General features: G+C 73.2%; 28 protein-coding genes. 8 read left to right on the top strand and 20 right to left on the bottom strand.

Annotation, left to right across the window (positions count from 1 at the left end; all coding sequences use genetic code 11):
- Positions 1–34 precede the first annotated feature (34 nt).
- Positions 35–811 carry an MBL fold metallo-hydrolase gene (locus ACFVYL_RS01655; RefSeq protein WP_389712271.1) on the top strand — a complete coding sequence of 259 codons (777 nt, stop codon included), beginning with the start codon at positions 35–37 and terminating at the stop codon, positions 809–811.
- The gene (locus ACFVYL_RS01660; protein ID WP_389712272.1) at positions 808–1,425 is read left to right on the top strand and encodes a DedA family protein; all 618 of its coding nucleotides are present in this window, start codon (positions 808–810) and stop codon (positions 1,423–1,425) included. The genes ACFVYL_RS01655 and ACFVYL_RS01660 overlap by 4 nt, the downstream gene beginning before the upstream one ends.
- A gap of 21 nt (positions 1,426–1,446) precedes the next feature.
- Here ACFVYL_RS01660 and ACFVYL_RS01665 read toward each other — a convergent pair whose 3' ends face one another.
- The 3 genes from ACFVYL_RS01665 to ACFVYL_RS01675 all read right to left on the bottom strand — a co-directional run bounded on the left by ACFVYL_RS01665 (position 1,447) and on the right by ACFVYL_RS01675 (position 4,698).
- A complete protein-coding gene (locus ACFVYL_RS01665; protein WP_389712273.1) occupies positions 1,447–2,493 on the bottom strand; it encodes an MBL fold metallo-hydrolase in 1,047 nt (348 codons plus the stop codon).
- Positions 2,490–3,737: an aminotransferase class I/II-fold pyridoxal phosphate-dependent enzyme gene (locus ACFVYL_RS01670; protein ID WP_389712274.1), complete on the bottom strand. Its 1,248-nt coding sequence runs from the start codon at positions 3,735–3,737 to the stop codon at positions 2,490–2,492. The genes ACFVYL_RS01665 and ACFVYL_RS01670 overlap by 4 nt, the downstream gene beginning before the upstream one ends.
- Before the next feature lie 253 nt (positions 3,738–3,990).
- The gene (locus ACFVYL_RS01675; protein WP_389712275.1) at positions 3,991–4,698 is read right to left on the bottom strand and encodes an ANTAR domain-containing response regulator; all 708 of its coding nucleotides are present in this window, start codon (positions 4,696–4,698) and stop codon (positions 3,991–3,993) included.
- 74 nt (positions 4,699–4,772) lie between these two features.
- Here ACFVYL_RS01675 and ACFVYL_RS01680 point away from each other — a divergent pair, with 74 nt between their 5' ends.
- Positions 4,773–5,900: a PAS domain-containing protein gene (locus ACFVYL_RS01680; protein WP_389712276.1), complete on the top strand. Its 1,128-nt coding sequence runs from the start codon at positions 4,773–4,775 to the stop codon at positions 5,898–5,900.
- Positions 5,901–5,936: 36 nt separating this feature from the next.
- On the opposite strand, the gene ACFVYL_RS01685 is transcribed toward ACFVYL_RS01680, so the two are convergent.
- Together ACFVYL_RS01685 and ACFVYL_RS01690 are read right to left on the bottom strand one after the other, a co-directional pair.
- Entirely contained in the window at positions 5,937–6,833 is an 897-nt protein-coding gene (locus tag ACFVYL_RS01685; protein WP_389712277.1) for an RNA polymerase sigma factor SigF, read from the bottom strand.
- Between the two features lie 266 nt (positions 6,834–7,099).
- The gene (locus tag ACFVYL_RS01690) at positions 7,100–7,237 is read right to left on the bottom strand and encodes a hypothetical protein (RefSeq protein WP_389712278.1); all 138 of its coding nucleotides are present in this window, start codon (positions 7,235–7,237) and stop codon (positions 7,100–7,102) included.
- Between the two features lie 164 nt (positions 7,238–7,401).
- Here ACFVYL_RS01690 and ACFVYL_RS01695 point away from each other — a divergent pair, with 164 nt between their 5' ends.
- A complete protein-coding gene (locus ACFVYL_RS01695; protein WP_389712279.1) occupies positions 7,402–7,836 on the top strand; it encodes a CBS domain-containing protein in 435 nt (144 codons plus the stop codon).
- Between the two features lie 153 nt (positions 7,837–7,989).
- On the opposite strand, the gene ACFVYL_RS01700 is transcribed toward ACFVYL_RS01695, so the two are convergent.
- The 3 genes from ACFVYL_RS01700 to ACFVYL_RS01710 are packed head-to-tail and all read right to left on the bottom strand — an operon-like array spanning position 7,990 to position 9,980.
- On the bottom strand, positions 7,990–9,006 hold the full coding sequence (locus ACFVYL_RS01700) for a Ppx/GppA phosphatase family protein (protein WP_389712280.1): 1,017 nt from the start codon (positions 9,004–9,006) through the stop codon (positions 7,990–7,992).
- A gap of 42 nt (positions 9,007–9,048) precedes the next feature.
- Positions 9,049–9,744: a TIGR03086 family metal-binding protein gene (locus ACFVYL_RS01705; RefSeq protein ID WP_389712281.1), complete on the bottom strand. Its 696-nt coding sequence runs from the start codon at positions 9,742–9,744 to the stop codon at positions 9,049–9,051.
- Positions 9,741–9,980 (bottom strand): DUF6158 family protein, encoded by a 240-nt coding sequence (locus tag ACFVYL_RS01710; protein WP_361733819.1) that lies wholly within the window; start codon positions 9,978–9,980, stop codon positions 9,741–9,743. The genes ACFVYL_RS01705 and ACFVYL_RS01710 overlap by 4 nt, the downstream gene beginning before the upstream one ends.
- A 228-nt stretch (positions 9,981–10,208) precedes the next feature.
- Between ACFVYL_RS01710 and ACFVYL_RS01715 the strand changes: the two genes are divergently transcribed.
- The gene (locus ACFVYL_RS01715; protein WP_389712282.1) at positions 10,209–11,753 is read left to right on the top strand and encodes an alpha/beta hydrolase; all 1,545 of its coding nucleotides are present in this window, start codon (positions 10,209–10,211) and stop codon (positions 11,751–11,753) included.
- A 25-nt stretch (positions 11,754–11,778) separates the two neighbouring features.
- Here the strand turns inward: ACFVYL_RS01715 and ACFVYL_RS01720 are convergent, their stop codons facing one another.
- Positions 11,779–13,398 carry an ABC-F family ATP-binding cassette domain-containing protein gene (locus tag ACFVYL_RS01720; RefSeq protein WP_389712283.1) on the bottom strand — a complete coding sequence of 540 codons (1,620 nt, stop codon included), beginning with the start codon at positions 13,396–13,398 and terminating at the stop codon, positions 11,779–11,781.
- A 139-nt stretch (positions 13,399–13,537) separates the two neighbouring features.
- Here ACFVYL_RS01720 and ACFVYL_RS01725 point away from each other — a divergent pair, with 139 nt between their 5' ends.
- Both ACFVYL_RS01725 and ACFVYL_RS01730 read left to right on the top strand, forming a co-directional pair.
- Entirely contained in the window at positions 13,538–15,073 is a 1,536-nt protein-coding gene (locus ACFVYL_RS01725; protein ID WP_389712284.1) for a bifunctional phosphatase PAP2/diacylglycerol kinase family protein, read from the top strand.
- A gap of 98 nt (positions 15,074–15,171) precedes the next feature.
- Positions 15,172–15,981, top strand: coding sequence for a methyltransferase domain-containing protein (locus ACFVYL_RS01730; protein ID WP_389712285.1), 810 nt, complete (start codon positions 15,172–15,174; stop codon positions 15,979–15,981).
- Between the two features lie 31 nt (positions 15,982–16,012).
- On the opposite strand, the gene ACFVYL_RS01735 is transcribed toward ACFVYL_RS01730, so the two are convergent.
- The 10 genes from ACFVYL_RS01735 to ACFVYL_RS01780 form a co-directional block, all read right to left on the bottom strand.
- On the bottom strand, positions 16,013–16,300 hold the full coding sequence (locus tag ACFVYL_RS01735; protein WP_389712286.1) for a gas vesicle protein K: 288 nt from the start codon (positions 16,298–16,300) through the stop codon (positions 16,013–16,015).
- Between the two features lie 3 nt (positions 16,301–16,303).
- Positions 16,304–16,492 carry a gas vesicle protein gene (locus tag ACFVYL_RS01740; RefSeq protein WP_361733827.1) on the bottom strand — a complete coding sequence of 63 codons (189 nt, stop codon included), beginning with the start codon at positions 16,490–16,492 and terminating at the stop codon, positions 16,304–16,306.
- Complete coding sequence (locus ACFVYL_RS01745; RefSeq protein WP_389712287.1) at positions 16,489–17,340, bottom strand: GvpL/GvpF family gas vesicle protein; 852 nt, start codon at positions 17,338–17,340, stop codon at positions 16,489–16,491. The genes ACFVYL_RS01740 and ACFVYL_RS01745 overlap by 4 nt, the downstream gene beginning before the upstream one ends.
- Positions 17,321–17,683, bottom strand: coding sequence for a gas vesicle protein (locus tag ACFVYL_RS01750; RefSeq protein WP_389712288.1), 363 nt, complete (start codon positions 17,681–17,683; stop codon positions 17,321–17,323). Before ACFVYL_RS01750 ends, ACFVYL_RS01745 begins: the two co-directional genes overlap by 20 nt.
- Positions 17,680–18,810, bottom strand: a complete 1,131-nt coding sequence (locus tag ACFVYL_RS01755; RefSeq protein ID WP_389712289.1) for an SRPBCC family protein — start codon at positions 18,808–18,810, stop codon at positions 17,680–17,682. The genes ACFVYL_RS01750 and ACFVYL_RS01755 overlap by 4 nt, the downstream gene beginning before the upstream one ends.
- Positions 18,803–19,483 carry a DNA primase gene (locus ACFVYL_RS01760; RefSeq protein WP_389712290.1) on the bottom strand — a complete coding sequence of 227 codons (681 nt, stop codon included), beginning with the start codon at positions 19,481–19,483 and terminating at the stop codon, positions 18,803–18,805. The genes ACFVYL_RS01755 and ACFVYL_RS01760 overlap by 8 nt, the downstream gene beginning before the upstream one ends.
- 2 nt (positions 19,484–19,485) lie before the next feature.
- A complete protein-coding gene (locus ACFVYL_RS01765) occupies positions 19,486–19,725 on the bottom strand; it encodes a gas vesicle protein GvpG (RefSeq protein ID WP_389712291.1) in 240 nt (79 codons plus the stop codon).
- A gap of 26 nt (positions 19,726–19,751) precedes the next feature.
- Positions 19,752–20,492 (bottom strand): GvpL/GvpF family gas vesicle protein, encoded by a 741-nt coding sequence (locus ACFVYL_RS01770; protein WP_389712292.1) that lies wholly within the window; start codon positions 20,490–20,492, stop codon positions 19,752–19,754.
- Entirely contained in the window at positions 20,489–20,920 is a 432-nt protein-coding gene (locus tag ACFVYL_RS01775; protein ID WP_389712293.1) for a gas vesicle structural protein GvpA, read from the bottom strand. Before ACFVYL_RS01775 ends, ACFVYL_RS01770 begins: the two co-directional genes overlap by 4 nt.
- A gap of 116 nt (positions 20,921–21,036) precedes the next feature.
- Positions 21,037–21,429, bottom strand: a complete 393-nt coding sequence (locus tag ACFVYL_RS01780) for a gas vesicle protein (RefSeq protein WP_389712294.1) — start codon at positions 21,427–21,429, stop codon at positions 21,037–21,039.
- A 448-nt stretch (positions 21,430–21,877) separates the two neighbouring features.
- On the opposite strand from ACFVYL_RS01780, the gene ACFVYL_RS01785 reads away from it, so the two are divergent.
- Positions 21,878–22,474, top strand: a complete 597-nt coding sequence (locus tag ACFVYL_RS01785; protein ID WP_389712295.1) for a hypothetical protein — start codon at positions 21,878–21,880, stop codon at positions 22,472–22,474.
- A gap of 9 nt (positions 22,475–22,483) precedes the next feature.
- Here ACFVYL_RS01785 and ACFVYL_RS01790 read toward each other — a convergent pair whose 3' ends face one another.
- A complete protein-coding gene (locus ACFVYL_RS01790; RefSeq protein ID WP_389712296.1) occupies positions 22,484–24,337 on the bottom strand; it encodes a transketolase in 1,854 nt (617 codons plus the stop codon).
- Positions 24,338–24,407: the final 70 nt, after the last annotated feature.

The following is a 24,407-nucleotide window of genomic DNA, read 5'->3' on the forward strand; positions in this document are numbered from 1 at the left end:
AGGCTCGGAGACAGTCGCACGAAGGAGGAACCGGGTGCCCGTCGAGGTCACATGGTGGGGTCACGCCACTTGCACGGTCGAGGACTCGGGCGTCCGCGTACTGACCGACCCCCTGTTCGCCCGCCGCCTGGCGCATCTGCGGCGCCGCAGGGGCGCGCTGCCACCGCCCGAAGCGACGGTCGCCGATGTCGTGCTCCTCTCCCACCTGCACGCCGACCATCTGCACGTACCCTCGCTCGCCCGCCTCGCGCCGGGCACCCGCGCGCTGGTCCCGCGCGGGACGGCCCGCGCGCTGCCCGGCCTGGCCCGGCGGCTGCCCGGCCTGCGCTTCACCGAGGTCGCGCCGGGTGACGAGGTCGAGGTCGGCGAGGTCGTCGTGCGTGTGGTGCCCGCGCTGCACGACGGGCGGCGGCTGCCCGTCGGCCCGCACCGCTCGCCCGCTCTGGGGTACGTCGTGGACGGCGAGGCACGTACGTACTTCGCGGGGGACACCGGGCTGTTCGACGAGATGGCCGACGAGGTCGGCGACGTCGATGTGGCGCTGCTGCCGGTCGGCGGCTGGGGTCCCTACCTGGGCCAGGGGCATCTGGACGCGGGCCGCGCCGCCGAGGCGCTCGCCCTGATCGCGCCGCGCAGCGCGGTCCCCGTGCACTACGGCACGTACTGGCCGATCGGCATGGACGCCGTGCGCCCCCACGAGTTCCACGCGCCCGGCCAGGAGTTCGTCCGGCACGCGGCCCGGCTCGCCCCCGGGGTGACGGTGCACCGGCTCGGGCACGGGGAGAGCGTGCTGCCGGAGGTGTCCCGGTGATACTCGCCGCGGCCACGCAGGTGCCGCCGGAGAGCACCCAACAGGCGGTCACCTATCCGTCGCTGTTCCTCCTCGTGGTGATCGGCGCGCTGGTGCCGGTGGTGCCGACGGGTGCGCTGGTCAGCTCGGCGGCGGTGGTGGCCGTCCATCAGACGTCGCCGTTCTCGCTGCTCGTCGTCTTCGGCGTCGCGGCGTTCGCGGCGTTCCTCGGGGATGTCGCCCTGTACTGGCTCGGGCAGCGCGGCATGCGGTCGAAGAACGGTTCGCGCTGGCTGGCGGCGATCCGCGACCGGGCGCCCGAGGAGCGCCTCGCCCAGGCGCAGGAGAAGCTCAAGGACCACGGTGTGATGGTCCTCGTGCTGTCGCGGCTCGTGCCCGCGGGACGGATCCCGGTGATGCTGGCGTGTCTGATGGCGCAGATGCCGCTGCGCCGGTTCGCCCGCGGCGACGTTCCGGCGTGCCTCGCGTGGGCGGTCACGTATCAGCTGATCGGCATCCTCGGCGGGTCCCTCTTCAGGGAGCCGTGGGAGGGTGTCGCGGTGGCGGTCGCGCTGACGGTCGTGATCAGCGTGGCGCCCGCGGTGTGGCGCCGGGTCCGGCACACGGCGGCCTGAGGGCCTGTCTTTGAGGCCACGTCAGGCGAGGACCCGCGACGCCCCCACCGGGAGGTCCCACAGGTCCTCGCGGGGCCGCCCCGTCCCGGCCCAGGCCGCACGCACCCGGGTGAGCGGTTCGAGGACGGGTTCGGCGGAGAGCAGGAAGGTGCCCCAGTGCATGGGGGCCATCCGGCGCGCGCCGAGGTCGGTCGCCGCCCGGACCGCCTCCTCCGGGTCGCAGTGGACGTCCCTGAGCCACCACCGGGGTGCGTACGCGCCGATCGGCAGGAGCGCGAGGTCGATGCCGGGGTAGCGGGCGCCGATCCGCTCGAACCAGTGGCCGTACCCGGTGTCGCCCGCGAAGTAGACCCGCTGCCCCTGGGCGTCCGTGAGCACCCAGCCGCCCCACAGCGTCCGGCAGGTGTCGGCGAGGCTCCGCTTGGACCAGTGGTGGGCGGGCACGAAGTCGAGCCGTACTCCGCGCAGTTCGGCCCCCTCCCACCAGTCGAGCTCGGTGACGTGGGTGAAGTGGCGGCGGGTGAACCAGCGGCCGAGACCGGCCGGCACGAAGACGGGGGTGTTCCTGGGCAGCCTGCTCAGGGTCGGTGCGTCCAGGTGGTCGTAGTGGTTGTGGCTGATGACGACGGCGTCGACGCGCGGCAGGGCGCTCCAGGCGACGCCGACGGGGGTGACGCGGGCCGGGGTGCCGAGGATCTTGCGGGACCAGACGGGGTCCGTGAGCACGGTGAGGCCGCCGATGCGGACGACCCAGCTGGCGTGTCCCGCCCAGGTGACGGCGACGGTCCTGGCGTCGACCCGGGGCAGCGGGCCGGGCTCGAACGGCAGCCGCTGGATGTCCGCGAGTCCTTCGGCGCGCGGGCGCAGCGCGGCCTCGCGCGCGAACCTGGCGAGGCCGCGCAGGCCGGGCAGCGGCGCGGTCAGCCGGTCGGCGAACGATTTCGGCCACCGTCTGATGCCCGGCGGCCGCGGCGGCGCGAGGGGGTCGGGCCACCGGTCCGGCGCCGTCCGCGGTGCCGCCTGCCGCCGGGGTCCGCCGTACTCCTGCGGCTGTGCCTGCTGGGTCATCGAGGAGGCTCCATTCGCCGGTCTGCTGCGCGGAGATCGTCGAAGGCCGCCCCGAACGCCCGCAACGCCCGCTCCACGTGCGGCAGTTCCAGCGGGTCCGGCGCGGTGAGCGACGCCAGGCGTTCCGCCCCGGTCGAGCCGAGCAGCGGCCCGGTGGACAGCCGTACGCGCAGGGCGTCGATGTCGTCGCCGAAGCGGTGGCCACCCGGCGCGGGCATGCCGAGCCGTTCGGTGAGGAAGTCCTCCAGGTCCTGTGCGTCCCCGACGCCCCGGGCGGCGAGCGCGGACCGCAGGGGGCCCAGGTCCGCGTAGAGGTGACGGCCCGCCTGCGGGGGCCGGGCGAGGGCGCCCGCGGCGAGGACCGCGCGGTGCGCGGCAGCGGCCACCCGCGCGTGCAGGCGGACGGCGGCCGTGAGCCGCTCGGTGATCTCGTCCGGTTCGCCGAGTGCGTAGCGAGCAGCGGCGGCGGCCGGGGCTGCGAGGTGCGCGCCGAGGGCGGTCAGGACGTCCAGGGTGCGGGCGCGCAGGGCGGCGCCCGCGTCGGTCGCGGGGAAGCGGGCGACGGCGGCGGGCAGCGCCGGCGGGAGGAGCGAGCCTGCCAGGTCGCCCAGGACGGTCACCCGCTCGTGGTCCATCTCGGCGGGGCCGACCATGACGGTGTCGTGGGGGTGGTGCAGGGTGTCGCGCCAGGTCTCGTCGCTGACGATGTGGAGACCCTCGTCTGCGGCCGCCTCCACGGCCTCGTGCAGCACCTCCGGGGGCGGCACGGTGGCGGTGGGGTCGTCGGCCACGGAGAGCACGAGGAGCCGGGGTCGGCCGCCCTCGGCGCGGACCCGGCGGACGGTCTCCAGGAGGGCGTACGGGTCGGGGACGCCGCCGCACTCGGCGGGTGTCGGCACGTGGTAGACACCGCTGCCGAGCAGCCGCGCCTGGGGCGCCCACCAGGCGGGGCAGGGGCGGGGCAGCAGGACGTCGCCGCCGACGGCCGCGGCGAGGGCGAGGAGCAGGGGCGGCGCGCCGGGGGCGGCGGCGATCCGGTCGCGCTCCACGGGCAGGCCTCGCCGGGCCCAGTAGCCGCTCGCGGCGTCGAGGAGGGCCGGTCCGCCGCCCGGGGGCTCGGCCGCGGAGCGGCCCGCGGCAGCGGCGGCGGCCGCCGCCACCTCGGGCAGGACCGGGAGGCCCGGCTCCGGCGGGGGCGGCCCGTACCGGACGGGGCCGTGGCCCTCCGTGTCCGTCCGCCTCATCCGTACCTCCGTGCACTCGCGTGACGCTGTCCTGGTCATGCCCCGTCGCGCCGGTGCGTACCCGGGGCAGACCAGGACATCGCCGTACGCCCCCATCACAACGCGAACCCCACCCGTTCCGCCCGCTCTGGCCTCCGCCCGGGTGAGAGCCTGTCTTTGAGCGTTCCGCACGTGCGTCCGGCCGGGAATCGGGGCGCACGAAGGGCCCGGACCGGGCGCTCTTGGCCGGTCCGGGCCTTATGCGCCGCCGCCCTCAGCGAGCCAGCGAGACCAGTTCGCGCTCCAGGCCGCGGCCCTTCGTCTCGACCAGGGCGGCCGCGACGTCCGCGAGCTTCCGGTTGGTCGCCTGGGAGATCCGCCGCAGCACCCCGAACGCGACCTCGGCGTCGCACCCCAGGACGTGCATGACGATCCCGGATGCCTGGTCCACGACCGGCCGGGTCCGCATGGCCGCGCCCAGCTGGTCGAGCTCGGTCAGCGCGGCGCGGTACTGCCGGTCGCGCACGAAGCTCGTCGTGGCGAGGTCGCCGAGTGCCTGCACGGGTCCGTGCCCGGGGTCGTCGAACGCGCCGGGCCGGAAGCTGAACAGGGTCAGGGTGACGGTGAGTCCGCCGCGCAGGAACGGCAGCGTGACGCAGGAGCGCACGCCGGCGTCGAGGGCCATCGCGCGGTACTCGGGCCACCGCTCGTCCCGCAGCAGGTCTTCGGAGTCGACGGGCGCGCCCCTCTCCTCCGCGGTGGGGATGGGCCCTTCGCCCGAGCGCAGTTGCACCGAGACGAGCCCGGCGAGGTCGGGATGGGTGACCGCGGCGGGGTGTTCGTCGCCGCCGTCGGAGACCGTCGTGCTCGCGCCGCAGCAGGCGGGCGTGCACCGTACAGCTTGTTCCGCGAGTTCGGACAGCCGACGGCCGGGCAAGGATGATTCCGGTCGCAGCAGGTCCGGATCCGGCAAGGGGGCCATGGGGAGTTCCTCCTCTCTTCTACGGCTTCCCGGCAAGGCCTTCGGAAAACTGTCCCAGCGGATAGGTTCGGCACATGTCTCAATTGGAAGAGTTCGGTGAAGAGCTCGCGGATTTTGTGCGGCGTATCGCCGAGTTGAAGGCGGCTCGTTCCGTGCCCGCGAGCGACCTCAGCACCGTGCTCGACGCGGCGATCTTCGAACTCGACCATGTGGCAGACCAGTTGTGGCCCACGTACGAACGCCTCGCCCACAACGGACAGTGGGACAGCGCCACCTCGGACCGGGACGAGCAGCGGCTGCTGCGGGCGCTGTTCCAGCGGATGCCGCTGCCGGTCGCGCTGACGGACAGGGAGACCGTGGTCCGTCGCATGAACTTCGCCGCGACGAACCTCACCGGGGTGCGCGCGGGGTACGCGACGGGCCGGCCGCTGACCGGCTTCCTGATGCACGCCGACCGGGTCGCGTTCCGCTCGCAGACCGCGGCGGTCGCCCGTGGCGAGGGCGACCGGAGCCTGAACATCCACCTCCAGCGGAGCCCCGGCACGCCGGTCCGCGCGACGCTCACGGCGCTGCGCCCCGGCACCGAGCCCCGCATGGCCGTCCTCGTCGTACTGCAGCCCGCCGGGCGCGCGCAGGAGCAGCCGAGCGCCCCGGGCCCCGCCCCCGACCTCGGCGAGGCGACCCGGCACGCCGCCCAGCTCGACCTGGCGGACGCCATGACGACGGCGCTGCTCGGCGTGGCCGCCGGTGACCGTACGGCCGTCCTCCAGCAGGCGGCGGCCGTCCTGCACGAGCGGTTCGCCGACTGGGTGATCGCCGACGAGGGGGCGGCGCGGCTGCGGCGCACGACGGTCCTCGGGCCGCCGGGCGCGCCGGTCGCCGACGTCCTCGGCCAGGACCCCGCCGCGTGCCCCCTCGTCGTGGAGGCGGCGCGCGGCGGGGCGACTTCGCTGCAGGTGCGCCCGGAGGACCCGGACGCCTTCGGCAGGGACGCGTCCGGCGCGCACGTGCTGGTCCGCGCCGAGGTCACCTCCCTGTTGTGCGTACCGCTGACGGCTCGTACGCACGGCCCGGTGGACGGCGTCCTCACGCTGTTCCGCAGCGGCCCGCGGCTCGCCTTCTCGATGGCCGAGGCGCGGCTGGTCGACGTGATGTCCCGGCACATGGCGCTCGCCATGTGGCGCGGCGCCGCCGCCCGGTGAGGATCCGGGCCGGCGGCGGCGCGGGGTGCCGGGTCGTCAGGCGGCGTCCCGCATGACCTGGTCGCGCAGCCGGTCGCAGCAGCGGCTGATGAGCCGGGAGACGTGCATCTGGGAAATGCCCATCTCGTCCGCGATGCGGCTCTGCGTCATGTCGCCGAAGAACCGCATGTAGAGGATGGTGCGTTCACGCTCGGGCAGCTGGGCGATGCGCGGCTTGACGGCCTCGCGGTCGACGACGATGTCGAGCGCGGGGTCGGGGCCGCCCAGGGCGTCGCTCAGCGAGTAGCCGTCCTCGCTGCCCGGCAGTTCGGCGTCGAGGGAGAGCGCCGTGAAGCTGTCGAGCGCCTCCAGGCCGGCCTTCGCGTCCTCCTCGCTCATCTGCGCATGCACGGCGATCTCGGTGAGGGTGGGGGCGCGGCCCGAGACCGACTGGGCGAGGTCCTGACGGGCGAACCGCACGCGGTTGCGCAGGTCCTGGACGCGGCGCGGCACGTGGAGGGTCCACATGTGGTCGCGGAAGTGCCGCTTGATCTCGCCGGTGACGGTCGGCACCGCGTAGCTCTCGAAGGCGGTGCCGCGCCGCGGGTCGTAGCGGTCGACGGCCTTGACGAGACCGAGGGCCGCGACCTGGCACAGGTCGTCGAGGGCCTCGCCGCGGTTGCGGAAGCGGCCGGCGAGGCGTTCCGCCATCGGCAGCCAGGCCTGGACGATCTCCTTGCGCAAGGCGTCGCGTTCGGCGCCGGGAGGCATCTCGACGAGGCGCTCGAAGGCTTCGGTGGTGTCCGGGGCGTCGTCGTGCGGGTGACGCTTGGTCCGGGTGGGTGCCGCGGTGCCGATGGTCCGCGCGGGTACCGCGGTGTCGGCCGGCGGCGCGGGTGCCGCGGTGTCGTTCGTCCTCGCGGGTACTACGGCGGTGCTGGTGTGGGATCGCATGGTGCGTCGCAACTCCCTATATGGGTGCCTTGGGTGGACGGTCACCGTGGGAGCGCATGCGCGTCGGACCACGACGGGGCACACCCGGGCAGAGCGACGAGGTCACTCCCACGGACGTGCCTCCGGTCCGAAGCACTTTCTTCCGCCTGCCCCGGGCTTCCGGCAGCAAACACCCAGGGCTTTCCGTCGGTTCGCTCCCGCGCCCCGGACGCGGCGGTGCCGCCCGGCCGTTCGGCCGTCCCGGGCGGCACCGTCGTGCTGCCGCGTCACGCGGCGCGGCGTCGTGCGACGACGTCCGCCTCGTCCGGGTTCTGTGCGGGCGGCAGCAGCAACTCCTCGTACCGGCCGAGTGCCAGGACCACGCCCAGCATCACCAGCGGGATGAATACAGCGAGTAGCGCCATGACCCCTGCCCTCCCCATTCCGTGGGGGGTGTCAGGGGCGGGTCTCCCCGGCGCGGACGGGCAAACCTCCACGGCCCGGCGAGGCATAGCGCGATGCCCCAGGGGTACTGCGGGGAGTCTCCACGACGAACGCACGACGAACGTATGCAGGAAGGGGCCCAGCCATGGCTGACTTCGTAAGGGACGTCATGACGCCGGGCGTCGTGGCGGTACGCCCCGACGCCTCTCTCGTCGAAGCGGCGCAGCTGATGCGCGCGCAGGACATCGGCGACGTGCTCGTCGCGACGGACGGCCATGTCCTCGGCGTGCTCACCGACCGGGACATCGCGCTGCGCGCGGTGGCCGACGGCGCCGACCCGCTGACGGTCAGCGCGCAGGCCGTCTGCACGCCCAACCCCGTGGTGGTGGCCCCCGACGATCCGGTCTCGGACGCGGTCGGGCTGATGCGCGACCACGCGGTGCGCCGCCTGCCCGTCGTCGAGGACGGCCACCCCGTCGGGATGGTGAGCCTCGGCGACCTCGCCCTTGCGCAGGACCCGTCGTCGGCACTGGCGGACATCAGCCGCGCCGCGCCGGGCGGGCAGCCGGGTCCGGCCTAGGAGTGCGGGTGCGCCGAGTCGTTGCCCCGGGGCCGCGCGAAAGACCCGTACAAAGGCGGGACGGCCGCGGAGCGGGCCGGAACGACCGGATCGAGGGTGCCTTCGGGTGACATCCCGTGCAGGGCTGCCGAGCGGTGAAGCCCGGCCTTCCGCTCAGGTCGGGCAGGTCGCCGCGGCCAGCCGCAGGGACGCCGCACCGCCGCGCGAGCCGTCGCCGGTCTCCACGTGTTCCCGGGCCCACCAGTCGGCGTCGCCGTCCTCGATGTAGCGCAGCAGGATCCCCTCGCGCAGCGCCCAGGGGCAGACGGTCACCGTCTCGGTCCCGGTCAGCTTCATGGCCGTGTGGGCGACGACCGCGCCGGCCACGCACTGCTCGGCGCGCGCCGCGGAGATGCCCGGCAGCTGCGCCCGCCGGTCGGCGGGCAGCCGGGCCAGTTCCTTGAGTGCCTCGCTCAGCGCGCGGCGGTCCAACTGCCGCTCGACGAACGGGCCGTAGCGCCCTGGCGCCGCGCCGCACAACCGGGCGAGCTGCTGGAACGTGCGTGACGTGGCGACGGCCGTGTGCGGCATCTCCCAGCGGATCCGTGCGGCCACGTCCCGCAGCTGGTGGCGCACTTGGCGGCGTACGGCCTTCAGGTGCTCCTCGCGGGGCGGGTCCTGGCCGTCGAAGAGGTCCCGCGTCAGCCGCCGCGCCCCCAGCGGCAGCGACGCCGCGTAGTCCGGCAGGCGGCTGCGGCCGAAGGCCACCTCCAGGGAGCCGCCGCCGATGTCGAAGAGCACCAGCGGCCCCGCGCGCCAGCCCATCCACCGCCGGGCGGCGAGGAACGTCAGCTCCGCCTCGGCCTCACCGGACAGAGTGCGCAGCCGTATCCCCGCGCCCGACTCCACCGCCTCCAGGACCTCGGCCCGGTTCGGGGCGTCGCGCACGATCGACGTCGCGAAGGCGAATGGTTCCACCACGCCCCACCGTCGGGCCTCTTCCTGTACGTCGCGCACCGCGTCGACCAGCGCCCGGACCGGCTCCTCGGCGAGCCGGCCCGCACCGTCGACGTGCTCGGCCAGCCGCAATCGCCGTTTTGCCGTATGGACCGGCAGCGGTACCTGGCCGTCGGCGTCCGCCACGACGAGCCGTACCGTGTTCGATCCCACATCCACCACGCCAACTCTCATGCACATCAGTTTCCCCGTGTGCGCGGGAGCAAGCGACGGGGGTCACACCCTGCGCCCCAGGAGGTTCAGCAGTTTCGTCTGCTCGTCGGCGTCGGCGGGCGGCTCCACCGCGGGGGCGAAGAGTCCGCTCTTCTCCAACTCGGCCGCGTACGGGGAGACTTCGCGCAGGGCGAAGGCGACGAGGGGTTCGGGCAGCGTCTCGTCGGCGCCGATCGCGCGGGACAGGTCCCAGGCGTGCACCACGAGGTCCGTGGTCATCTGGCCGCAGTAGAAGGTGGCGGCGGTGGCGCCGAAGGAGAGGTTGACGGTGCGGTCCAGGGCGCCCGGCTCCTGGAAGGCGGCGCGGGCAGGGGCGGCCGCCGTGTCCCAGGACGTCACCGGGTCGGGGCCGAGCACGTCGCCGTCGAAGGCGTCGCCGACCGACTCGACGGTGGCGCCGTCGCGGACCAGCGCCGGCACCCACAGCTGTTCGGCCGTGAGGTGGTTGACCAGGTCGCGCACGGTCCAGTCGGCACAGGGCGTGGGGGCGTCCCACTGGTCGGCGCGGACGGCGTGCACCCGGTCGCCGAAGAGGTCGAGCGCCTCGCCGTGCCGGTCGAGGACCGGGGACCGCGCCCCGCCGCCCGCATTGCCCGACCCACCCGCCTTGTCCGACCCGCCTGCTGTGTCCGATCCGCCTGTGGTGTCCGAGCCGCCTGTGGTGTCCGAGCCGCCTGTGGTGTCCTGCTCGTCGCTCATGAACCCGTGGTCCCCTTCTCCCTCTCGCGCGCACCGGCGCGGGTCCGGCCGCCCGACACCGCCCTGCGCGGATGGCGCCGCAGGTACTCGCCCTCCAGTTGCGCCATGCGGTCGTTGTGGGCGCGCAGGGCGTCGTTCGAGCCGTGCAGCAGCGTGCCGTGGCGGGTGCGGTGGATCGTCTCCAGCTCCTTGATGAGCTGCTGGTCGTCCAGCCGACCCGGATCGACTCCGGTCATGGGTCGCTCCGATCGCTCCGTCGCGTCGCTCCGTGCCCCGGGGCCCGTTCGGCCCGTACTACCCAGGATGCACCGCGCGGGGTCCGCGCGCGCACCGCACGGCGCAACCGGCGCCTACAGAGCACCGGCAAATGTCCTGAAACGAGGGTTCCACGGGAGGAGGCAGGGGGCGTTGTTTCCGCGTCCCCCCGGTCGGCAGAGCAATTTCCGACCGGAAGGACCGCCCACGTGCCCCCCAACGCATCCAGACGCCGCCTCTTACCGTTCCTCGCCCTCGCCATGACCGTCACGCTGGCCCCCGGCCTCGCCGCGGCCTCCGCCTCGGCCGCACCCCGGCAGGACACCACCGCGACGGACCCGCTCGACCGGTTCACGCACCAGAAGCCGCACTGGCGGCGGTGCGACGCCGACACGCCCGCGCGCTTGCGGTGCGCCACCATCAAGGTGCCGCTCGACTACCGCTCCCCCGGCGGCACCGCCATCGACCTCGCGATATCCCGGATCAAGGCGGGCGAGGGGGCAAAGCGGCGCGGCGTACTGCTGTCCAACCCGGGCGGTCCCGGCGGCCCGGGGCTCGACCTGCCGCTCGCCCTGGCCAAGGACATGCCGAAGGCGGTGACGGACCGGTACGACCTCATCGGCTTCGACCCCCGCGGGATCGGCCGCAGCACGCCGGTGCACTGCGGGCTCGCCGAGGCGGAGCGGCAGTGGCCGCGCCACTACCTGCCGTTCGGCGAGAGCGTCCGCACGGCCAGGTCCGTGGCGGACAAATGCCGTGCGAAGGCGGGCAGCACGCTGGCGCACATCACCACCCGCAACACCGCGCGGGACATGGACGTCCTGCGGGCCGTCCTCGGCGAGCGGAAGATCTCGTACTTCGGCGTCTCGTACGGGACCGCCCTCGGGGCCGTCTACACCCAGCTGTTCCCCGGGCGCGCCGACCGCTTCGTCCTGGACAGCGCCGTCGACCCGGCGCGCATGTGGCGCAAGATGTTCCAGATGTGGGCGCCCGAGGTCGAGCCCGCCTTCCGGCGGTGGTCGCGGTGGACGGCGGCGCACGATGGCGCCTACCGCCTTGGGAAGACCCCGGCCGAAGTGCGCGCCACCTTCTGGGGCTTGGTGAAGCGGGCCGACCGTGACCCGATCGTCGTGGGCACCGAGAAGGTCACCGGCAGCGACATCCGTCTCATTCTGCGCCGCGAGTTCTTCACCGTCCGCAGCGGCGCCGAGCTCGTCGCCCTGCTCCGGGACGCCGCGGCGGGCAAGCCGGTCCCGGAGTTCCCGACGGCGCCGGAGGAAGGGGACAACGGCGTGTCGGCGCTCTGGGCCGTCGTGTGCGGCGACAACGCGTGGCCGCGCGATCCGCAGACGTACTACCGCGACTCGGTCCGGGACGCCGCCCGCCACCCGCTGGTCGGGGACTTCGTCTCCAACATCGCGCCGTGCGCGTTCTGGGACCGCCCGGCGGAGCCCGCCACCACCGTGGACAACAGGGTCGGCACGCTGATCCTGCAGAACGAGTGGGACCCGCAGACCCCGCTGACGGCCGCGCGGAGCATGCACCGGGCGCTCAAGGGCTCCCGCCTCGTGACCGTCGACGAGGGCGAGGGGCACGGCGTGGCGTACGGCATGGCCCCCGGCCCCGCCAACCGCTGTGCGCAGGACACCGCCACGGCGTACCTGGTCACGGGCGTGCTGCCGGGCAAGGACGTGACGTGCCGGGCGGTGCCCGGCCGCAAGCTGACAAAACCGGCATCCCCTGCGTTCGGCTGATCCCCCGCAGGCGCGGGCGGCGGGTCTACCGCACGCGGTCGACCCGTCGCTCGTCCCACACCGGCTCCGGGGTCTCCCGTACGCGCCCGTCGCTGCCGAAGACCAGATAGCGGTCGAAGGAGCGGGCGAACCAGCGGTCGTGCGTGACGGCGAGGACCGTGCCCTGGAAGGCTTCCAGGCCTTCCTGCAGGGCCTCGGCGGATTCCAGGTCGAGGTTGTCCGTGGGCTCGTCGAGCAGCAGGGCCGTGCAGCCCTCCAGTTCGAGCAGCAGGATCTGGAAGCGGGCCTGCTGACCGCCGGAGAGCCGCTCGAACTTCTGCTCGGCCTGGTTCGTCAGTTCGTACCTGCGCAGCCGGGACATCGCGGCGCCGCGGTCCTGCGCGTGCTCGCGCCACAGGATGTCCAGGAGCGGACGGCCCATCAGCTCGGGGTGCGCGTGGGTCTGCGCGAAGTGTCCCGGCACGACGCGCGCGCCGAGCTTCCAGGCGCCGGTGTGCGCCACGTCCTCGCCCGCGAGCAGGCGCAGGAAGTGCGACTTGCCCGAGCCGTTGGAGCCGAGGACGGCGACCCGCTCGCCGTAGAACACCTCCAGGTCGAAGGGGTCCATCAGGCCGGTGAGTTCGAGGTTCTCGCAGGTCACCGCCCGTACGCCGGTGCGTCCGCCGTGCAGGCGCATGGTGATGTCCTGCTCGCGCGGCGGCTCGGGCGGCGGGCCCGCCTCCTCGAACTTGCGGAGCCTGGTCTGCGCCGCGTGGTAGCGCGAGGCCAGCTCGTGGCTGACATCGGCGGCCTGACGCAGCGTGCGCACCAGCTTCTTCAGCTGCTCGTGCTTCTCGTCCCAGCGGCGGCGCAGCTCCTCGAAGCGCGCGAAGCGCTCCTTGCGGGCCTCGTGGAACGTCTCGAAGCCGCCGCCGTGCACCCAGGCGTCGGCGCCCCCGGGACTCTGCTCGACGCTGACGATCTTCTCGGCGGCGCGGGCGAGCAGCTCCCGGTCGTGGGAGACGAACAGGACGGTCTTACGGGTCTCCTTGAGCTGCCCCTCCAGCCAGCGCTTGCCGGGGACGTCGAGGTAGTTGTCCGGCTCGTCGAGGAGCAGCACCTCGTCGGTGCCGCGAAGCAGCGCTTCGAGCACGAGGCGCTTCTGCTCGCCGCCGGAGAGCGTGCGGACCTCGCGGAACTGGGCCTTGTCGTACGGGACGCCGAGCGCGGCCGTGGTGCAGATGTCCCACAGCGTCTCGGCCTCGTAACCCTGGACCTCCGCCCAGTCGGAGAGCGCCTGCGCGTACTTCATCTGGGCGGCCTCGTCGTCGACCGTCATGATCAGGTGCTCGGCGGTGTCCACGGCCTTCGCGGCCTCGCGGATGCGCGGGTGGGAGACCGAGACGAGCAGGTCGCGCACGGTGGTCTCGTCGCGCACGGAGCCGACGAACTGCGGCATCACGCCGAGGCCGCCGCTCACCGAGACGGTGCCGCCGTGCGGCTGGAGCTCGCCCGAGATCAGCCGGAGCAGCGTGGTCTTGCCCGCGCCGTTCGCCCCGACAAGGGCGACGACGGAACCCTCGCCGACCCGGAAGGACACATCACCGAGCAGCGCCCGCCCGTCCGGCAAGTAGTACTCGAGGTGTGCGGCTTCCAGATGTCCCATGTGCGGATTGTCCGTGGCCGATGGCCGCCCGGGCAAACCGTTTCCTTTCCGGGGCCGGGAAGGGCCAGGCGCACCGCTCCCCACCTGCGGTTTCGGCGCCCTGGAGGCTGAATCACGAGGCGCGGGGTACACGGGCGCCATGAGCGCTGACATCCCGGACGTCTCCGGCCTCGACCTGTCCCGGCCCGCGGCCGGGCACCGCCCGTTCAAGGCCCGCGTGGTCTCTCTCGACAGCCGCCTCTTCGACGCGGTCGCCAAGCGGCACTGGCCCGGCGCCGACCGGGTGCTGCCCCGGCTCAGCCAGGGCGCCAACCACGGCGTGCTGTGGTTCACGGTGGCCGCGGGGATCACCGCGACGCGCACCCCACGGGCCCGGCGGGCCGCCGTGCGCGGCGTGGCCTCCCTCGCGCTGGCCTCCGCGACCATCAACACGCTGGGCAAACGCTCGGTGCGCCGGGCCCGGCCGCTGCTCGACGCGGTCCCTTTGATCAGGCAGCTCAAGCGGCAGCCGATCACCACCTCCTTCCCGTCGGGCCACTCGGCGTCCGCCGCCGCCTTCGCCACGGGTGTGGCGCTGGAGTCGCGGGCGTGGGGCGCGGCCGTCGCGCCGCTCGCGGCGGCGGTGGCGGTGTCCCGGATCTACACCGGCGCGCACTTCCCGAGCGACGTCCTGGTGGGCGGGGCACTGGGCGCGGGCGCGGCCTTCGCGGTGCGCGGTCTGGTGCCGACGCGGGCGCAGCTGGCCCCGCCAGGACGCCCGAGGGTGACGGCGCCCGCGCTGCCGGGCGGCGAGGGTCTGGTCCTCGTCGCCAACGCGGGGGCGGGCACCTCGCAGCGGGTGAAGGCGCTGCACGACGCCCTGCCCGAGGCGGAGGTCATAGTGGCCGAACCCGCCGACCTGGGCGCCGAGCTGGAGAAGGCGGCGGCCCGCGCAAGGGTCCTCGGCGTGTGCGGCGGCGACGGCACCGTCAACGCGGCGGCCACCGTCGCCCTGCAGCACGGGCTGCCGCTCGCGGTGCTGCCCGGCGGCACGCTCAACCACTTCTCGTACGACCTCGGGATCGAGGACGCCCGCGACCTGTCCGGAGCGGTGGAGGCGGGCGACGCGGTCGCCGTCGACGTCGGCCGGTTCACGGCCTGCGACGGGGCCGGGGCCGGCGAGCGGGTGGAGAAGTACTTCCTCAACACCTTCAGCCTGGGTGTGTATCCGGAGCTGGTGCGGCTGCGCGAGCACTGGGCGAAGCGCATCGGCGGCAAGCCCGCGTCGGTGCTCGCCGCCTGGAAGGTGCTGCGGTCCGACGAGCGGCCGATGGTCGGCAAGTTCCGGGGCAAGGAGCGGGCGCTGTGGCTGCTCTTCGCGGGCAACTGCACCTACCACCGCCCCGGCTTCACCCCGGGCCGGCGGCTCGACCTGGCGGACGGACTGCTCGACGTGCGCATCGTGCACGGCGGCCGCAGGCCGGGCGCCCGGCTGCTCGCGGCCGCGCTGACGGGTTCCGAGGTCCGCTCCCCCGCGCAGGCCGCCGTGCGGCTGCCGCGGCTGCGGGTGGACGGGCTCGGCGCGGACACGGCCGTGGCGTACGACGGTGAAGTCACGCGCATCCAGGGCACGTTGACGGTCGACAAGCTGCCCGAGGCGCTGACGGTCTACCGCCCGCTGTCCCCCATACGCTGACCACTTCACGATCTCTGTGACCACATACTGATACGGCGGTCTCATCATCCGGCATGGCGGCGTACGGTGCCTGATACACGCATCGAAGGAGTTCCACCATGCCGGAGGAGACCGCCGTCTACACGCACGGGCACCATGAGTCCGTGCTGCGTTCACACACCTGGCGCACCGTCGCCAACTCGGCCGCGTACCTGGCCGGTTCACTGAAGCCGCACATGCGGGTCCTCGACATCGGCTGCGGCCCCGGCACCATCACGGCGGACCTGGCCGAACTGGTTCCGGACGGCCGGGTCACGGGCGTGGACCGGGCGCCCGGCATCCTGGACGCGGCGCGCGCCACCGCCGCCGAACGCGGCCTGGAGAACGTCGAGTTCGCCGTCGCCGACGTGCACGACCTCGACTACCCCGACGACACCTTCTGCGTCGTCCACGCCCATCAGGTGCTGCAGCACGTGGGCGATCCGGTGCGGGCGCTGAGCGAGATGCGGCGGGTGTGCCGGCCGGGCGGCCTCGTCGCCGTCCGCGACGCGGATTACGCGGCGATGACCTGGTACCCGGCCGCGCCCGCCCTGGACGACTGGCTGGACCTGTACCGGCGGGTGGCCCGCGCCAACGGCGGCGAGCCCGACGCGGGGCGCCGTCTCAAGGCGTGGGCGCGGAGGGCCGGCTTCACGGACATCACCACGACCGCGGGCACCTGGTGCTACAGCACCGAGGAGGAGCGGGCCTGGTGGAGCGGGCTGTGGGCGGACCGCACACTGGCTTCCGCGTACGCCGAGCAGGCGGTGGCGGGCGGCCATGCGGACCCCGAGCAGCTGCGCGACGTCGCGGCGGCGTGGCGGGAGTGGGGCACCCACGAGGACGCCTGGTTCACGGTGCTGCACGGGGAGATCCTCTGCCGTAAGTGAGGCAGAGGCGGGGCAGGGCCGCCCGGGGCGTTCACTCCCTCGGGAGCAGCGGGCCCAGCGGCCCGAGGTCCAGGTTCAGGTCCTCGGGCCGCAGCCCGTACCGGTCCCGGAGTTCGGCCATCCGGTCCTCCAGGAGCATCAGCGTGAGACCGACCCGCTCCTCCTGGTCCTCGGTCAGCTCACCGGTGTCGAAGCGCCGTACCGCCTGGCGCTCCATCAGCTGACGGAGGAGTTCAACGACGGTCAGGACCAGTTTCACCAGGTCCCGCTCGACGGTGTCGGGGTCGAGGTCCATGCGCTTGCGGCGTTCTGGTTCCATCGTTCACTCCGTCTCCGGCCACGGCGCGGGCACGCGTTCGTTCACCGAGCTGATCAACGCGTTCAGATCGATGCGCACGAGGTCGACGTCCGCGATCCGCAGGGTGATGTCGCCCGCGATGACGACGCCGCCCGCGAGCAGCCGGTCGAGCAGGTCGACGAGGGCTATTTCCCGGCGCTCGACGACGGTCATTCGGCACGGTCCTTCTCATCGCCGGTGAAGGAGTACGCGGCCCACGGCCCGGTCAGTTCGACCCGCAGGCGGCTCGTCCCCTGGTCCTCGTCCTTGGTGCGGTCCACCAGCTCGACGAACTCCTCGGAGTCCGCGCGGGTCACGAGGTAGGCCGCGTTGAGGACGTTGCGGCCCGGCGCGCGGGACAGCTCCGTGTTCTGCGGCGCGTGCAGCCGGGAGTCGTCGGCCCGCTGCGAGAGCGTCTCGTGCAGCTCTCGCGCGAAGGCCTCGGCCCGCTGCCAGCTCTCCTCCTGGGCCGTCCGCTGGCTGCGCCGCCTGCGCAGGTAGTCGCGTCCGCTGCCGGGGCCGCTCGGCCGCGGCGCGTCGGCGGGGGCCCGCGGTGCGGCGGACTCCTCGCTCTCCATGTGGACCTTCACGCCCCACTCCACCCGCCCGTCGATCCGCTCCAGGACGCGGTGGAAACGCTCCGCCCCGTCCTCCAGCATGGCGCGCACGCCGCTGTCGTCCCGGAAGACGGTCGCGAGCCGCAGCGGCAGCGGGCAGGTGACGGAGGTGAGGGCGTCGATCACCCGCTGGTGCGCGCGGGCCGTCTCGGAGAGCCAGTCCAGGTCTTCGAGGTGGGCGCGCAGCGGCTCCTCCGCGAAGTCCCGCTCCGGCACCGGGCCGACCAGGGCGACCAGGCCCGCGTGGGTGAGCTGCCGGGGCGGGACGCCGCCGACCCCCGTGAGGTCGGCGGCGAGCGGTGCGGCGAGCGGACGGCAGACCGCGTAGACGTAGCGCAGGTCGTCGTGGTGCGGGCCGTCGTGGTGCGGGCCGTCGCCGTTCGGATCATCGTTGACGGCGTTCATTGTTCTCCTTCTCGGCCGGCTCCAGGGATTGCCTGTCCTCCAGTTCTGCCAGACGCTGCCTCAGTTCGGCGTTCTCCCGGGAGAGCTCGGCGCGGCGCGCCCCCGTGGAGAGCGCCGGGTCGTCCTCCCACCAGTCGATGCCCATCTCCTTGGCCTTGTCGATGGAGGCGACGATGAGGCGGAGCTTGATGGTGAGGAGTTCGATGTCGAGCAGGTTGATCTTGATGTCACCCGCGATGACGATGCCCTTGTCCAGGACACGTTCGAGGATGTCGGCGAGGTTGGCCCCACCGCCGTTGCTGCCGTAGGGGCCGGGCAGTCCGCCACCCGGAGAGGCTGTCATCGACGGTCCCGTCCGCCGCCGGCCGACTCGGCGTACTCGCGCTGCTTCTCCTCGTCGGCGCCGGCCTCTTCCTCGTCCTCGTACTCCTCGACCGGCTCTTCCTCGTCCTCGTACTCGGCCTCGGGCTCGTCCTCGAGTTCTTCCTCGGGCTCGGGCTCGTCCTCGTACTCCTCGGCCGGCTCGGGCTCGCGGCCGCTCTCCTCCTCGTCGCCCTCGTCCTCCTCTTCGTACTCGGCATCCGGCTCGTCCTCTTCGTCCGTCCCGGCCGCCGCCTCGTCCTGCTGCGCCTGCTCGTCCTCCTCCTCGGCCACCGCGTCCTCGTGGCTGCGGACGACCTCGCCGTCGCGGATCTCGCCGCGCCAGCCGTCGCTCGCCTCGCCGCGCAGCGTGATGTGCCGGGCGAAGTGCTTGAGGTCGAGCCGGGCCCTGCGGCCCTGGGCGCGCCAGATGTTGCCGGTCTTCTCGAAGAGGCCCTTCGGGTAGTACTCGATGACGAGCAGCACCCGGGTGAGGTTCTCGGCGAGCGCGTGGAAGGTGACGACGCCCTTGGTCGTGCCCTTGGCGCCCTCCGACGTCCAGGTGATCCGCTGGTCCGGCACCTGTTCGGTGGTGTGCGCCTTCCAACTCCGGTTGGACCAGAAGACCTTGAGCTTCCAGTCGGACTCCGTGTCGTTCGCCACGGTGGCGCCCTTGACGCCCTTGGCGAAGGTGGAGAACTCCTGGTACTGCGTCCACTGGTCGTAGGCCTCGCGGACCGGGACGCCGACGTCGACGTACTCCAGGATGACGGTGGGCTTCTGGCCCGCGCCGCCCTTCTTCCGCTTGCCGCCGAGGCCCTTGACGGCGTCGGTGACCTTGTCCTTCAGGTGGCCGCCGCCGATTTCCAGCGCACTGCGCACCGGGCCCTTGCCCTCGGTGACCTTCTTGCCGGCCTGCGCCGCCAGCTTGCCGAAGCCGGGGCTGTTGCCCTCCGCTATGTCGTTCAGCTTGACGGTGGCGTCGCCGAGCCGGTGGCCGACGCCTACGAGCATGCGCTCGGCCTGCGCCATGAGGTAGGCCTGCGCCTCTTCCTTCAGGCGGTCGACGGCCGGGCCGCGCGCGATGTTGCTGAGGGGCGATTCAGCCATGGTCGCTGCCTCCCTTCGCCTTGCGGGCCGCCGCGGTGGACTTCTTCTGGGCGGTCTTGCCCGTGCTGCGGGCCGTGCTGCGGGCCGTGTTCCGCGCGGTCTTCTTCGCCGGGGCCTTCTTGGCCGCGGTCTTCTTGGCCGCCTTCGGGGCGGACTTCGCGTCCGTCTTCGGTGCGGACCGCTTCGCAGGCGCCTTCCTGCGCGGCTCGGACCGCTCGGACTCCGCGTCCTGCTCCTCGCCGTCCCGGCCGTCCGGGTCGTCCCGGTCCTCCCGGTCGTCCCGGCGGCCTTCGGCGTCCGAGGATTCCTCCTCGTCGTCCTCGTTCTTGACGGCCCCCTTGACGTCGTCGGGCGCCACACCGGAGATGCGGTCCTGGACGCCGAGGGTGCGGTCGTGCAGCCGGTCGGCGAGGCCTTCGAGCTGCCGGTTGAGCAGCGATCCCGTGGCAGCCTTGCCCACGCCCCGCAGATCCTGGCGCAGCTGGTCGCCGATCTCCTTGAACTGCGGGTTGTTCTCCAGCTGCTGGGTCACCAACTGGCCCAGCGCCTTGGGGCTCAGGTTGAGCCGCTTGCCGGCCACCATCGTGCCGACGGCGAACGCGAACTTCGCCTTCTTCGTGCGTCCGAGGACGTATCCCGCGCCCACGGCGAGGCCCACTGCCATTCGGTTCATTCTCAGAATTCCCGTCCTGTGCTGTGCTGCAGTCGGTCGAGGAGCTCGTCCTCGCGCCGTTCGAACTCGGCCTCGTCGATCTCTCCCGCCTCCAGGAGTTCCTCGAGGCGGGAGAGTTCACGACGGATCGCCGAGGGGTCGTAGTACTGCCGCTCCGCCTCGTCGACCACCTGCCGGAGCACCCAGAGGGAGCCGCGGGCCGGGGCCAGAGGCAGCATCAGCAGTTCACCGATGAGTCCCATGCGTCACGTCCCCTGCATCACTCGCGTCACTCCGAGGGCTCGGCCGGCCCCGGGTCGACGAAGCTGTACGGGGGCAGCGGGCCGTGCACCCGCAGCTCCAGGTGCGGCTGGGCGGACTTGAGTTCCTCGACCGCGGCGAGGAAGCCCTCGGAGGACTTGCGGTCCACCAGGAACGAGATGTTCGCCAGCCAGCCGGTGCCCTCGGGGCCGTCGCCGACCGCTTCGACGGCCGGTTCAAGGGCGCGCCGCACCTCGTGGGCGTCGCTCGTCTCGCGGGCCCGCACGGCGGCCGTGATCCTCTCGCCGAGCTGCAGCTTCTGCTCGTGACTGCCGCCGCCCTGGCGCTGGTTGGCCTCGACCATGGCGCGCAGTTCCGGATTGTCGGCGAGAACCTGGTGCAGCACGGCCTCTTCGTTGTGGGTCGCCTTCACGTTGTACTCGACCCTGCCGTCGAGGGTGTGCAGCCGCTCGACGTAGTGCTCGGCGCGCTCCCCGAGGACGGACACGACGGTCTCGTCGTCCGGGGCGAGGCTGCCGAACCGCATCGGGAGCACGGAGCCCGCGGCACCGGCCTCCGACAGGACGTTCTGGTGCGCGAGCAGATCGCGCCGCTTCGGCTTGAGGTCCTCGGGAGCGTCGCTCACGATGGCGGCGAGGTCACCGTTCTTCAGGACGCGCACGGGGCAAGCCGGCCGGCCGATGCCCTCCATGCCGTCCGGCAGCGCCGGGTGGGAGCTGCTCGCGATGCCGTAGACGTACGTAGTCACTCCTTCTCCTCCTTCCGGCGGGACGCGGTGGAGCGTCGGGCCCGCGGCCGCTCCTCGCTCTCACGCTGGCCTTCGTCACGGGACTGCTTGAAGGCGTCCGATATGGTCTCGGCCGCTCCGGAGAGCGCGCCCTTGGACTTGCCCTTGGCGCCCGACTCCGTGATCTCACCCACGAGCCCGGGCAGCCCGGGGTCCTTCTTCTGGCCGGTTTCCAGGTCGAGGCGGTTACAGGCCTCGGCGAACCTGAGATAGGTGTCGACGCTCGCGACGACGACACGGACATCGACCTTCAGGATCTCGATGCCGACGAGCGATACGCGTACGAAGGCGTCGATGACGAGTCCTCGGTCGAGGATGAGCTCCACGACGTCGTACAGGCCACTCGTGCCGCCTCCGCCGCCGGACTGTTGTGCCGGGACTACGGTCATGCCGACTCTGCCTCCTTGGGTCGTGCTGGGTTCTTGGCTCTCGATCTCTGCTTTCTCGTCCGGTTCCTCGTCCGGGGCTTTCGTCCGGACTCCGGGGGTGCGCGGGAGGCGGCGGTCTAGCCGCCGGTGCCGCGGGGTTCCGAGCGTCCGCGCTCGTAGCGGCGGAGCCGTCGGTAGCCCGTGAGCTCACCGTGCGGATCCAGCTGCACCTCGTAGCTCGCGAGGAGACTCATGGTGTCGGGGACACGGGCCAGTTCGAGGACCTCGATCTCCAACAGCCAGCCGTCCTCGGTGCGCTCGAAGGACGACACCGATTCGGGCGTCATGCCGGTCAGTTCGGCGAGCTGCTCGCGTGCGCCGCGGAGAACGACCATGGGGCCCGGCCGCGCGTTCGCGCCGCCGTCCTGGGTCTTAGCGTCCGGCGACTTGCCCTCGGATCCCTTTTCGCCCTCAGATCCCTTTTCACCTGATGCGTTGCTGTCTGTCGTCTTACGCGTCGTATTGGCCATGTTCACCTCCTCCACCGGGTTACCCGCTGAGCCTTGGCCAAACGTGATCGCTGGGTATCCCTCCGGGCCCCTCGGGACGCTCAGCCCCGCAGCGCCCGCAGCTTGCGGCGGGCCGGTCCGAGCGCCCCTCGCGAGCGGTACGGCCACCGGGGCTCCCTACGTCACCGACGGGTACCCGGGGCCGCCTCCGGTAGTCGTCCGCAGTGGTACGTGCCCCCCGGGCACGGTGGTGTTCACCCTGGTGGGGAGGGTGGCTGGCACCACCGGGAACTGGGGGGACGGCGGGCGTGCCCGGCGGCGTGCGAGCCGCGAGGATCGAAGACACCGAATCCGCCGAGGCCGCTGGACCGCCGGGAGTCGTCGAGACGGCCGAGGCCGTCGAAGCGACCGAAGCCGTCGAAGCGACCGAAGCCGGTCGGCCGGCCGTCCCGTTCCTGTGAGGCATGCCATGACGCACAGCTCCGACGCGCCACCCACTTCCGCCGCGCGGCGCGGTCCCGCGCCCCACTCCGAGCAGGACCGGCTCCCCCGGCCCCGGCCCCACTCGCACGAGCCGTGGCTGCTGGCCCGCGTGCTGCCCGGCGGCGACGAGCCACCGGCGCCGGGCATCGTCAGAACGGCCTTCGCGCTCTGGCTCACCGCGGTCGCCGCGGGCGTCTTCGAGACGGTGCTCGCCGTCGCCGGGGAGGGCTCTTCCACGTACGGGGTCACCGACGGGTTCGCCTGGGGCGTGCCGCTGCGCATGGCGGTGTTCTCGGCGGCCGTCCTCGTCGCGGTGCGGATGCGCCGCGGCGCCGGCTGGGCGCGTCCGGCACTGGCCGGCGGACTCGGCGCGCTCGGCGCACCACCCCTGGTGGCGGGTGCCGTCCACCGTCCGGCGATCGGCGACGCCGTGCGGGATGCGGGAGTCCTCGACGTCCTGGTCGGCGGCGCCCGTGTGCTGTTCCTGGCCGCCGTACTCATGGCGACGGTGCTGATGTTCCGTCCCGCGGCCAACGCTTGGTTCAGGTCGGCCGGGCGCCGCGGGTTCAAAGACAGGCTCTGAGAGCCGCGCTCACCGCACCACCGCCTCCTCCACCAGGAGGCGCGCCGCGGCCGCGATCGACTCGGCGTCGATGCCCGCGGCGTGCAGCTGTTCCGCGGGCGAGGCCGAGCCCGGCATCGTCCGCACCGCGAGCCGTACGAGCCGCGGCACCGGCCTGCCGTCGGTGAACGCGTCGAGGACCGCGTCGCCGAGGCCGCCCTGCTCGCGGTGGTCCTCGACGGTCAGCAGGCAGCCGGTGCGCTCGGCCGCCTCGCGCAGGGTGTCGCGGTCGACGGGCTTGACGGAGTACAGGTCGACGACGCGTACGGGGATGCCCTCGCGGCCGAGCGACTCCGCGGCGGCCAGCGCCTCGTGCACCGTCACGCCCGCGGCCACCACGGTCAGCCGGTCCGCGTCACTGGAGCGCAGCACCTTCGAGCCGCCGACCGGGAACTCCTCGTCGGGCCCGTAGATGACGGGCGCCTCGCCACGCGACGTACGCAGGTAGGAGATCCCGTCGAGCCCGGCCATCGCCGCGACCAGCTGTCCCGTCTGGTGGGCGTCGCACGGGTAGAGGACCGTGGAGCCGTGCACCGCGCGGAAGAGCGCCAGGTCCTCCAGACCCATCTGGGACGGGCCGTCCTGGCCGATCGCGACGCCCGCGTGCGAGCCGACGAGATTGATCTCGGCGCCGCTGACGGCGGCCATCCGTACGAAATCGTGCGCGCGGGTCAGGAACGCCGCGAACGTCGACGCGTACGGCACCCAGCCGCGCGCCGCCAACCCCACGGCGGCGGCCACGAGTTGCTGCTCGGCGATGTAACACTCGAAGAACCGGTCGGGGTGCTCCTTGGCGAAGTACTCCGTGCGGGTCGAGTCGCCCACCTCGCCGTCCAGGGCCACCACGTCGCCGCGCGCGGTGCCGAGCGCGGTCAGCGCCCGGCCGTACGCGTCCCGGGTCGCGACGGCCTCGCCCTTCTCGTAGCGCGGCAGTTCGAGGTGGCCGCTGCGCACCGCGCGCATGGTCCGCGCGGCGGCCGGCCTGCGCACCTCCACGCGCACGTCGCGCACGCCGCCCAGCTCCTCGACGGCCGCTTCGGCGTCCGGCAGCGGCTTGCCGTGCAGGCCCTCGCGGTTCTCCACGGCGGCGACGCCCCTGCCCTTGACGGTGCGGGCGAGGATCACGGTGGGCTGCCCGGCGGTGGAGCGCGCTTCCTGGCAGGCGCGGTCGACGGCGTCGACGTCGTGCCCGTCGGTCTCCACGACGTGCCAGCCGAAGGCCTTGAAGCGGTCGGCGTAGGCACTCAGCTGCCACGCGTGGCGGGTCGGTCCGCGCTGGCCGAGGCGGTTGACGTCGACGATCGCGGTGAGGTTGTCCAGGTGCTCGTACCCGGCGTGCTCGGCGGCCTCCCAGACGGAGCCCTCCGCCAGCTCGCCGTCGCCGCACAGCACCCAGACGCGGAACGGGATCCGGTCGAGGCGCTTGCCGGACAGCGCCATGCCGACGCCGACGGGCAGCCCCTGCCCCAGCGATCCCGTGGCGACCTCCACCCAGGGCAGGGTGCGCGGCGTGGGATGCCCTTCGAGGCGGCTGCCCTGCTCGCGGAAGGTGAGCAGCTCGTCGTCCGTGAGCGCACCCGCCGCCTTGTACGCGGCGTACAGCAGCGGCGAAGCGTGGCCCTTGGAGAGGATGAAACGGTCGTTGCCGGGGTGGTCGGGGCGCTCGAAGTCGTAGTGGAGGTGGCGGCCGATGAGCACCGCCATCAGGTCGGCCGCGGACATCGACGAGGTGGGGTGCCCGGAGCCCGCGGCGGCCGCGGCCCGGACGGAGTCGACGCGCAACTGCCGTGCTAGTGCGTCCAGTTCTTCGTTGCTGCTGGACATGAGGATCCTCCTTGGACTGCGGGTACTGCGGGTACTGCGGGTACTGCGGGTACTGCGGGTGCTGCGGTCC

The sequence above is a fragment of the Streptomyces sp. NPDC058308 genome, assembly GCF_042880275.1.
In the GTDB taxonomy this organism is placed as follows: domain Bacteria; phylum Actinomycetota; class Actinomycetes; order Streptomycetales; family Streptomycetaceae; genus Streptomyces.

What these genes read in the sequence shown, in the direction of transcription:
- ACFVYL_RS01665 (WP_389712273.1), bottom strand. Translation starts at nt 2,493, where the DNA reads ATGACCCAGCAGGCACAGCCGCAGGAGTACGGCGGACCCCGGCGGCAG.
- ACFVYL_RS01670 (WP_389712274.1), bottom strand. Translation starts at nt 3,737, where the DNA reads ATGAGGCGGACGGACACGGAGGGCCACGGCCCCGTCCGGTACGGGCCG.
- ACFVYL_RS01675 (WP_389712275.1), bottom strand. Translation starts at nt 4,698, where the DNA reads ATGGCCCCCTTGCCGGATCCGGACCTGCTGCGACCGGAATCATCCTTG.
- ACFVYL_RS01680 (WP_389712276.1), top strand. Translation starts at nt 4,773, where the DNA reads ATGTCTCAATTGGAAGAGTTCGGTGAAGAGCTCGCGGATTTTGTGCGG.
- ACFVYL_RS01685 (WP_389712277.1), bottom strand. Translation starts at nt 6,833, where the DNA reads ATGCGATCCCACACCAGCACCGCCGTAGTACCCGCGAGGACGAACGAC.
- ACFVYL_RS01690 (WP_389712278.1), bottom strand. Translation starts at nt 7,237, where the DNA reads ATGGCGCTACTCGCTGTATTCATCCCGCTGGTGATGCTGGGCGTGGTC.
- ACFVYL_RS01695 (WP_389712279.1), top strand. Translation starts at nt 7,402, where the DNA reads ATGGCTGACTTCGTAAGGGACGTCATGACGCCGGGCGTCGTGGCGGTA.
- ACFVYL_RS01700 (WP_389712280.1), bottom strand. Translation starts at nt 9,006, where the DNA reads ATGAGAGTTGGCGTGGTGGATGTGGGATCGAACACGGTACGGCTCGTC.
- ACFVYL_RS01705 (WP_389712281.1), bottom strand. Translation starts at nt 9,744, where the DNA reads ATGAGCGACGAGCAGGACACCACAGGCGGCTCGGACACCACAGGCGGC.
- ACFVYL_RS01710 (WP_361733819.1), bottom strand. Translation starts at nt 9,980, where the DNA reads ATGACCGGAGTCGATCCGGGTCGGCTGGACGACCAGCAGCTCATCAAG.
- ACFVYL_RS01720 (WP_389712283.1), bottom strand. Translation starts at nt 13,398, where the DNA reads ATGGGACATCTGGAAGCCGCACACCTCGAGTACTACTTGCCGGACGGG.
- ACFVYL_RS01725 (WP_389712284.1), top strand. Translation starts at nt 13,538, where the DNA reads ATGAGCGCTGACATCCCGGACGTCTCCGGCCTCGACCTGTCCCGGCCC.
- ACFVYL_RS01730 (WP_389712285.1), top strand. Translation starts at nt 15,172, where the DNA reads ATGCCGGAGGAGACCGCCGTCTACACGCACGGGCACCATGAGTCCGTG.
- ACFVYL_RS01735 (WP_389712286.1), bottom strand. Translation starts at nt 16,300, where the DNA reads ATGGAACCAGAACGCCGCAAGCGCATGGACCTCGACCCCGACACCGTC.
- ACFVYL_RS01740 (WP_361733827.1), bottom strand. Translation starts at nt 16,492, where the DNA reads ATGACCGTCGTCGAGCGCCGGGAAATAGCCCTCGTCGACCTGCTCGAC.
- ACFVYL_RS01745 (WP_389712287.1), bottom strand. Translation starts at nt 17,340, where the DNA reads ATGAACGCCGTCAACGATGATCCGAACGGCGACGGCCCGCACCACGAC.
- ACFVYL_RS01750 (WP_389712288.1), bottom strand. Translation starts at nt 17,683, where the DNA reads ATGACAGCCTCTCCGGGTGGCGGACTGCCCGGCCCCTACGGCAGCAAC.
- ACFVYL_RS01755 (WP_389712289.1), bottom strand. Translation starts at nt 18,810, where the DNA reads ATGGCTGAATCGCCCCTCAGCAACATCGCGCGCGGCCCGGCCGTCGAC.
- ACFVYL_RS01760 (WP_389712290.1), bottom strand. Translation starts at nt 19,483, where the DNA reads ATGAACCGAATGGCAGTGGGCCTCGCCGTGGGCGCGGGATACGTCCTC.
- ACFVYL_RS01765 (WP_389712291.1), bottom strand. Translation starts at nt 19,725, where the DNA reads ATGGGACTCATCGGTGAACTGCTGATGCTGCCTCTGGCCCCGGCCCGC.
- ACFVYL_RS01775 (WP_389712293.1), bottom strand. Translation starts at nt 20,920, where the DNA reads ATGACCGTAGTCCCGGCACAACAGTCCGGCGGCGGAGGCGGCACGAGT.
- ACFVYL_RS01780 (WP_389712294.1), bottom strand. Translation starts at nt 21,429, where the DNA reads ATGGCCAATACGACGCGTAAGACGACAGACAGCAACGCATCAGGTGAA.
- ACFVYL_RS01785 (WP_389712295.1), top strand. Translation starts at nt 21,878, where the DNA reads ATGACGCACAGCTCCGACGCGCCACCCACTTCCGCCGCGCGGCGCGGT.
- ACFVYL_RS01790 (WP_389712296.1), bottom strand. Translation starts at nt 24,337, where the DNA reads ATGTCCAGCAGCAACGAAGAACTGGACGCACTAGCACGGCAGTTGCGC.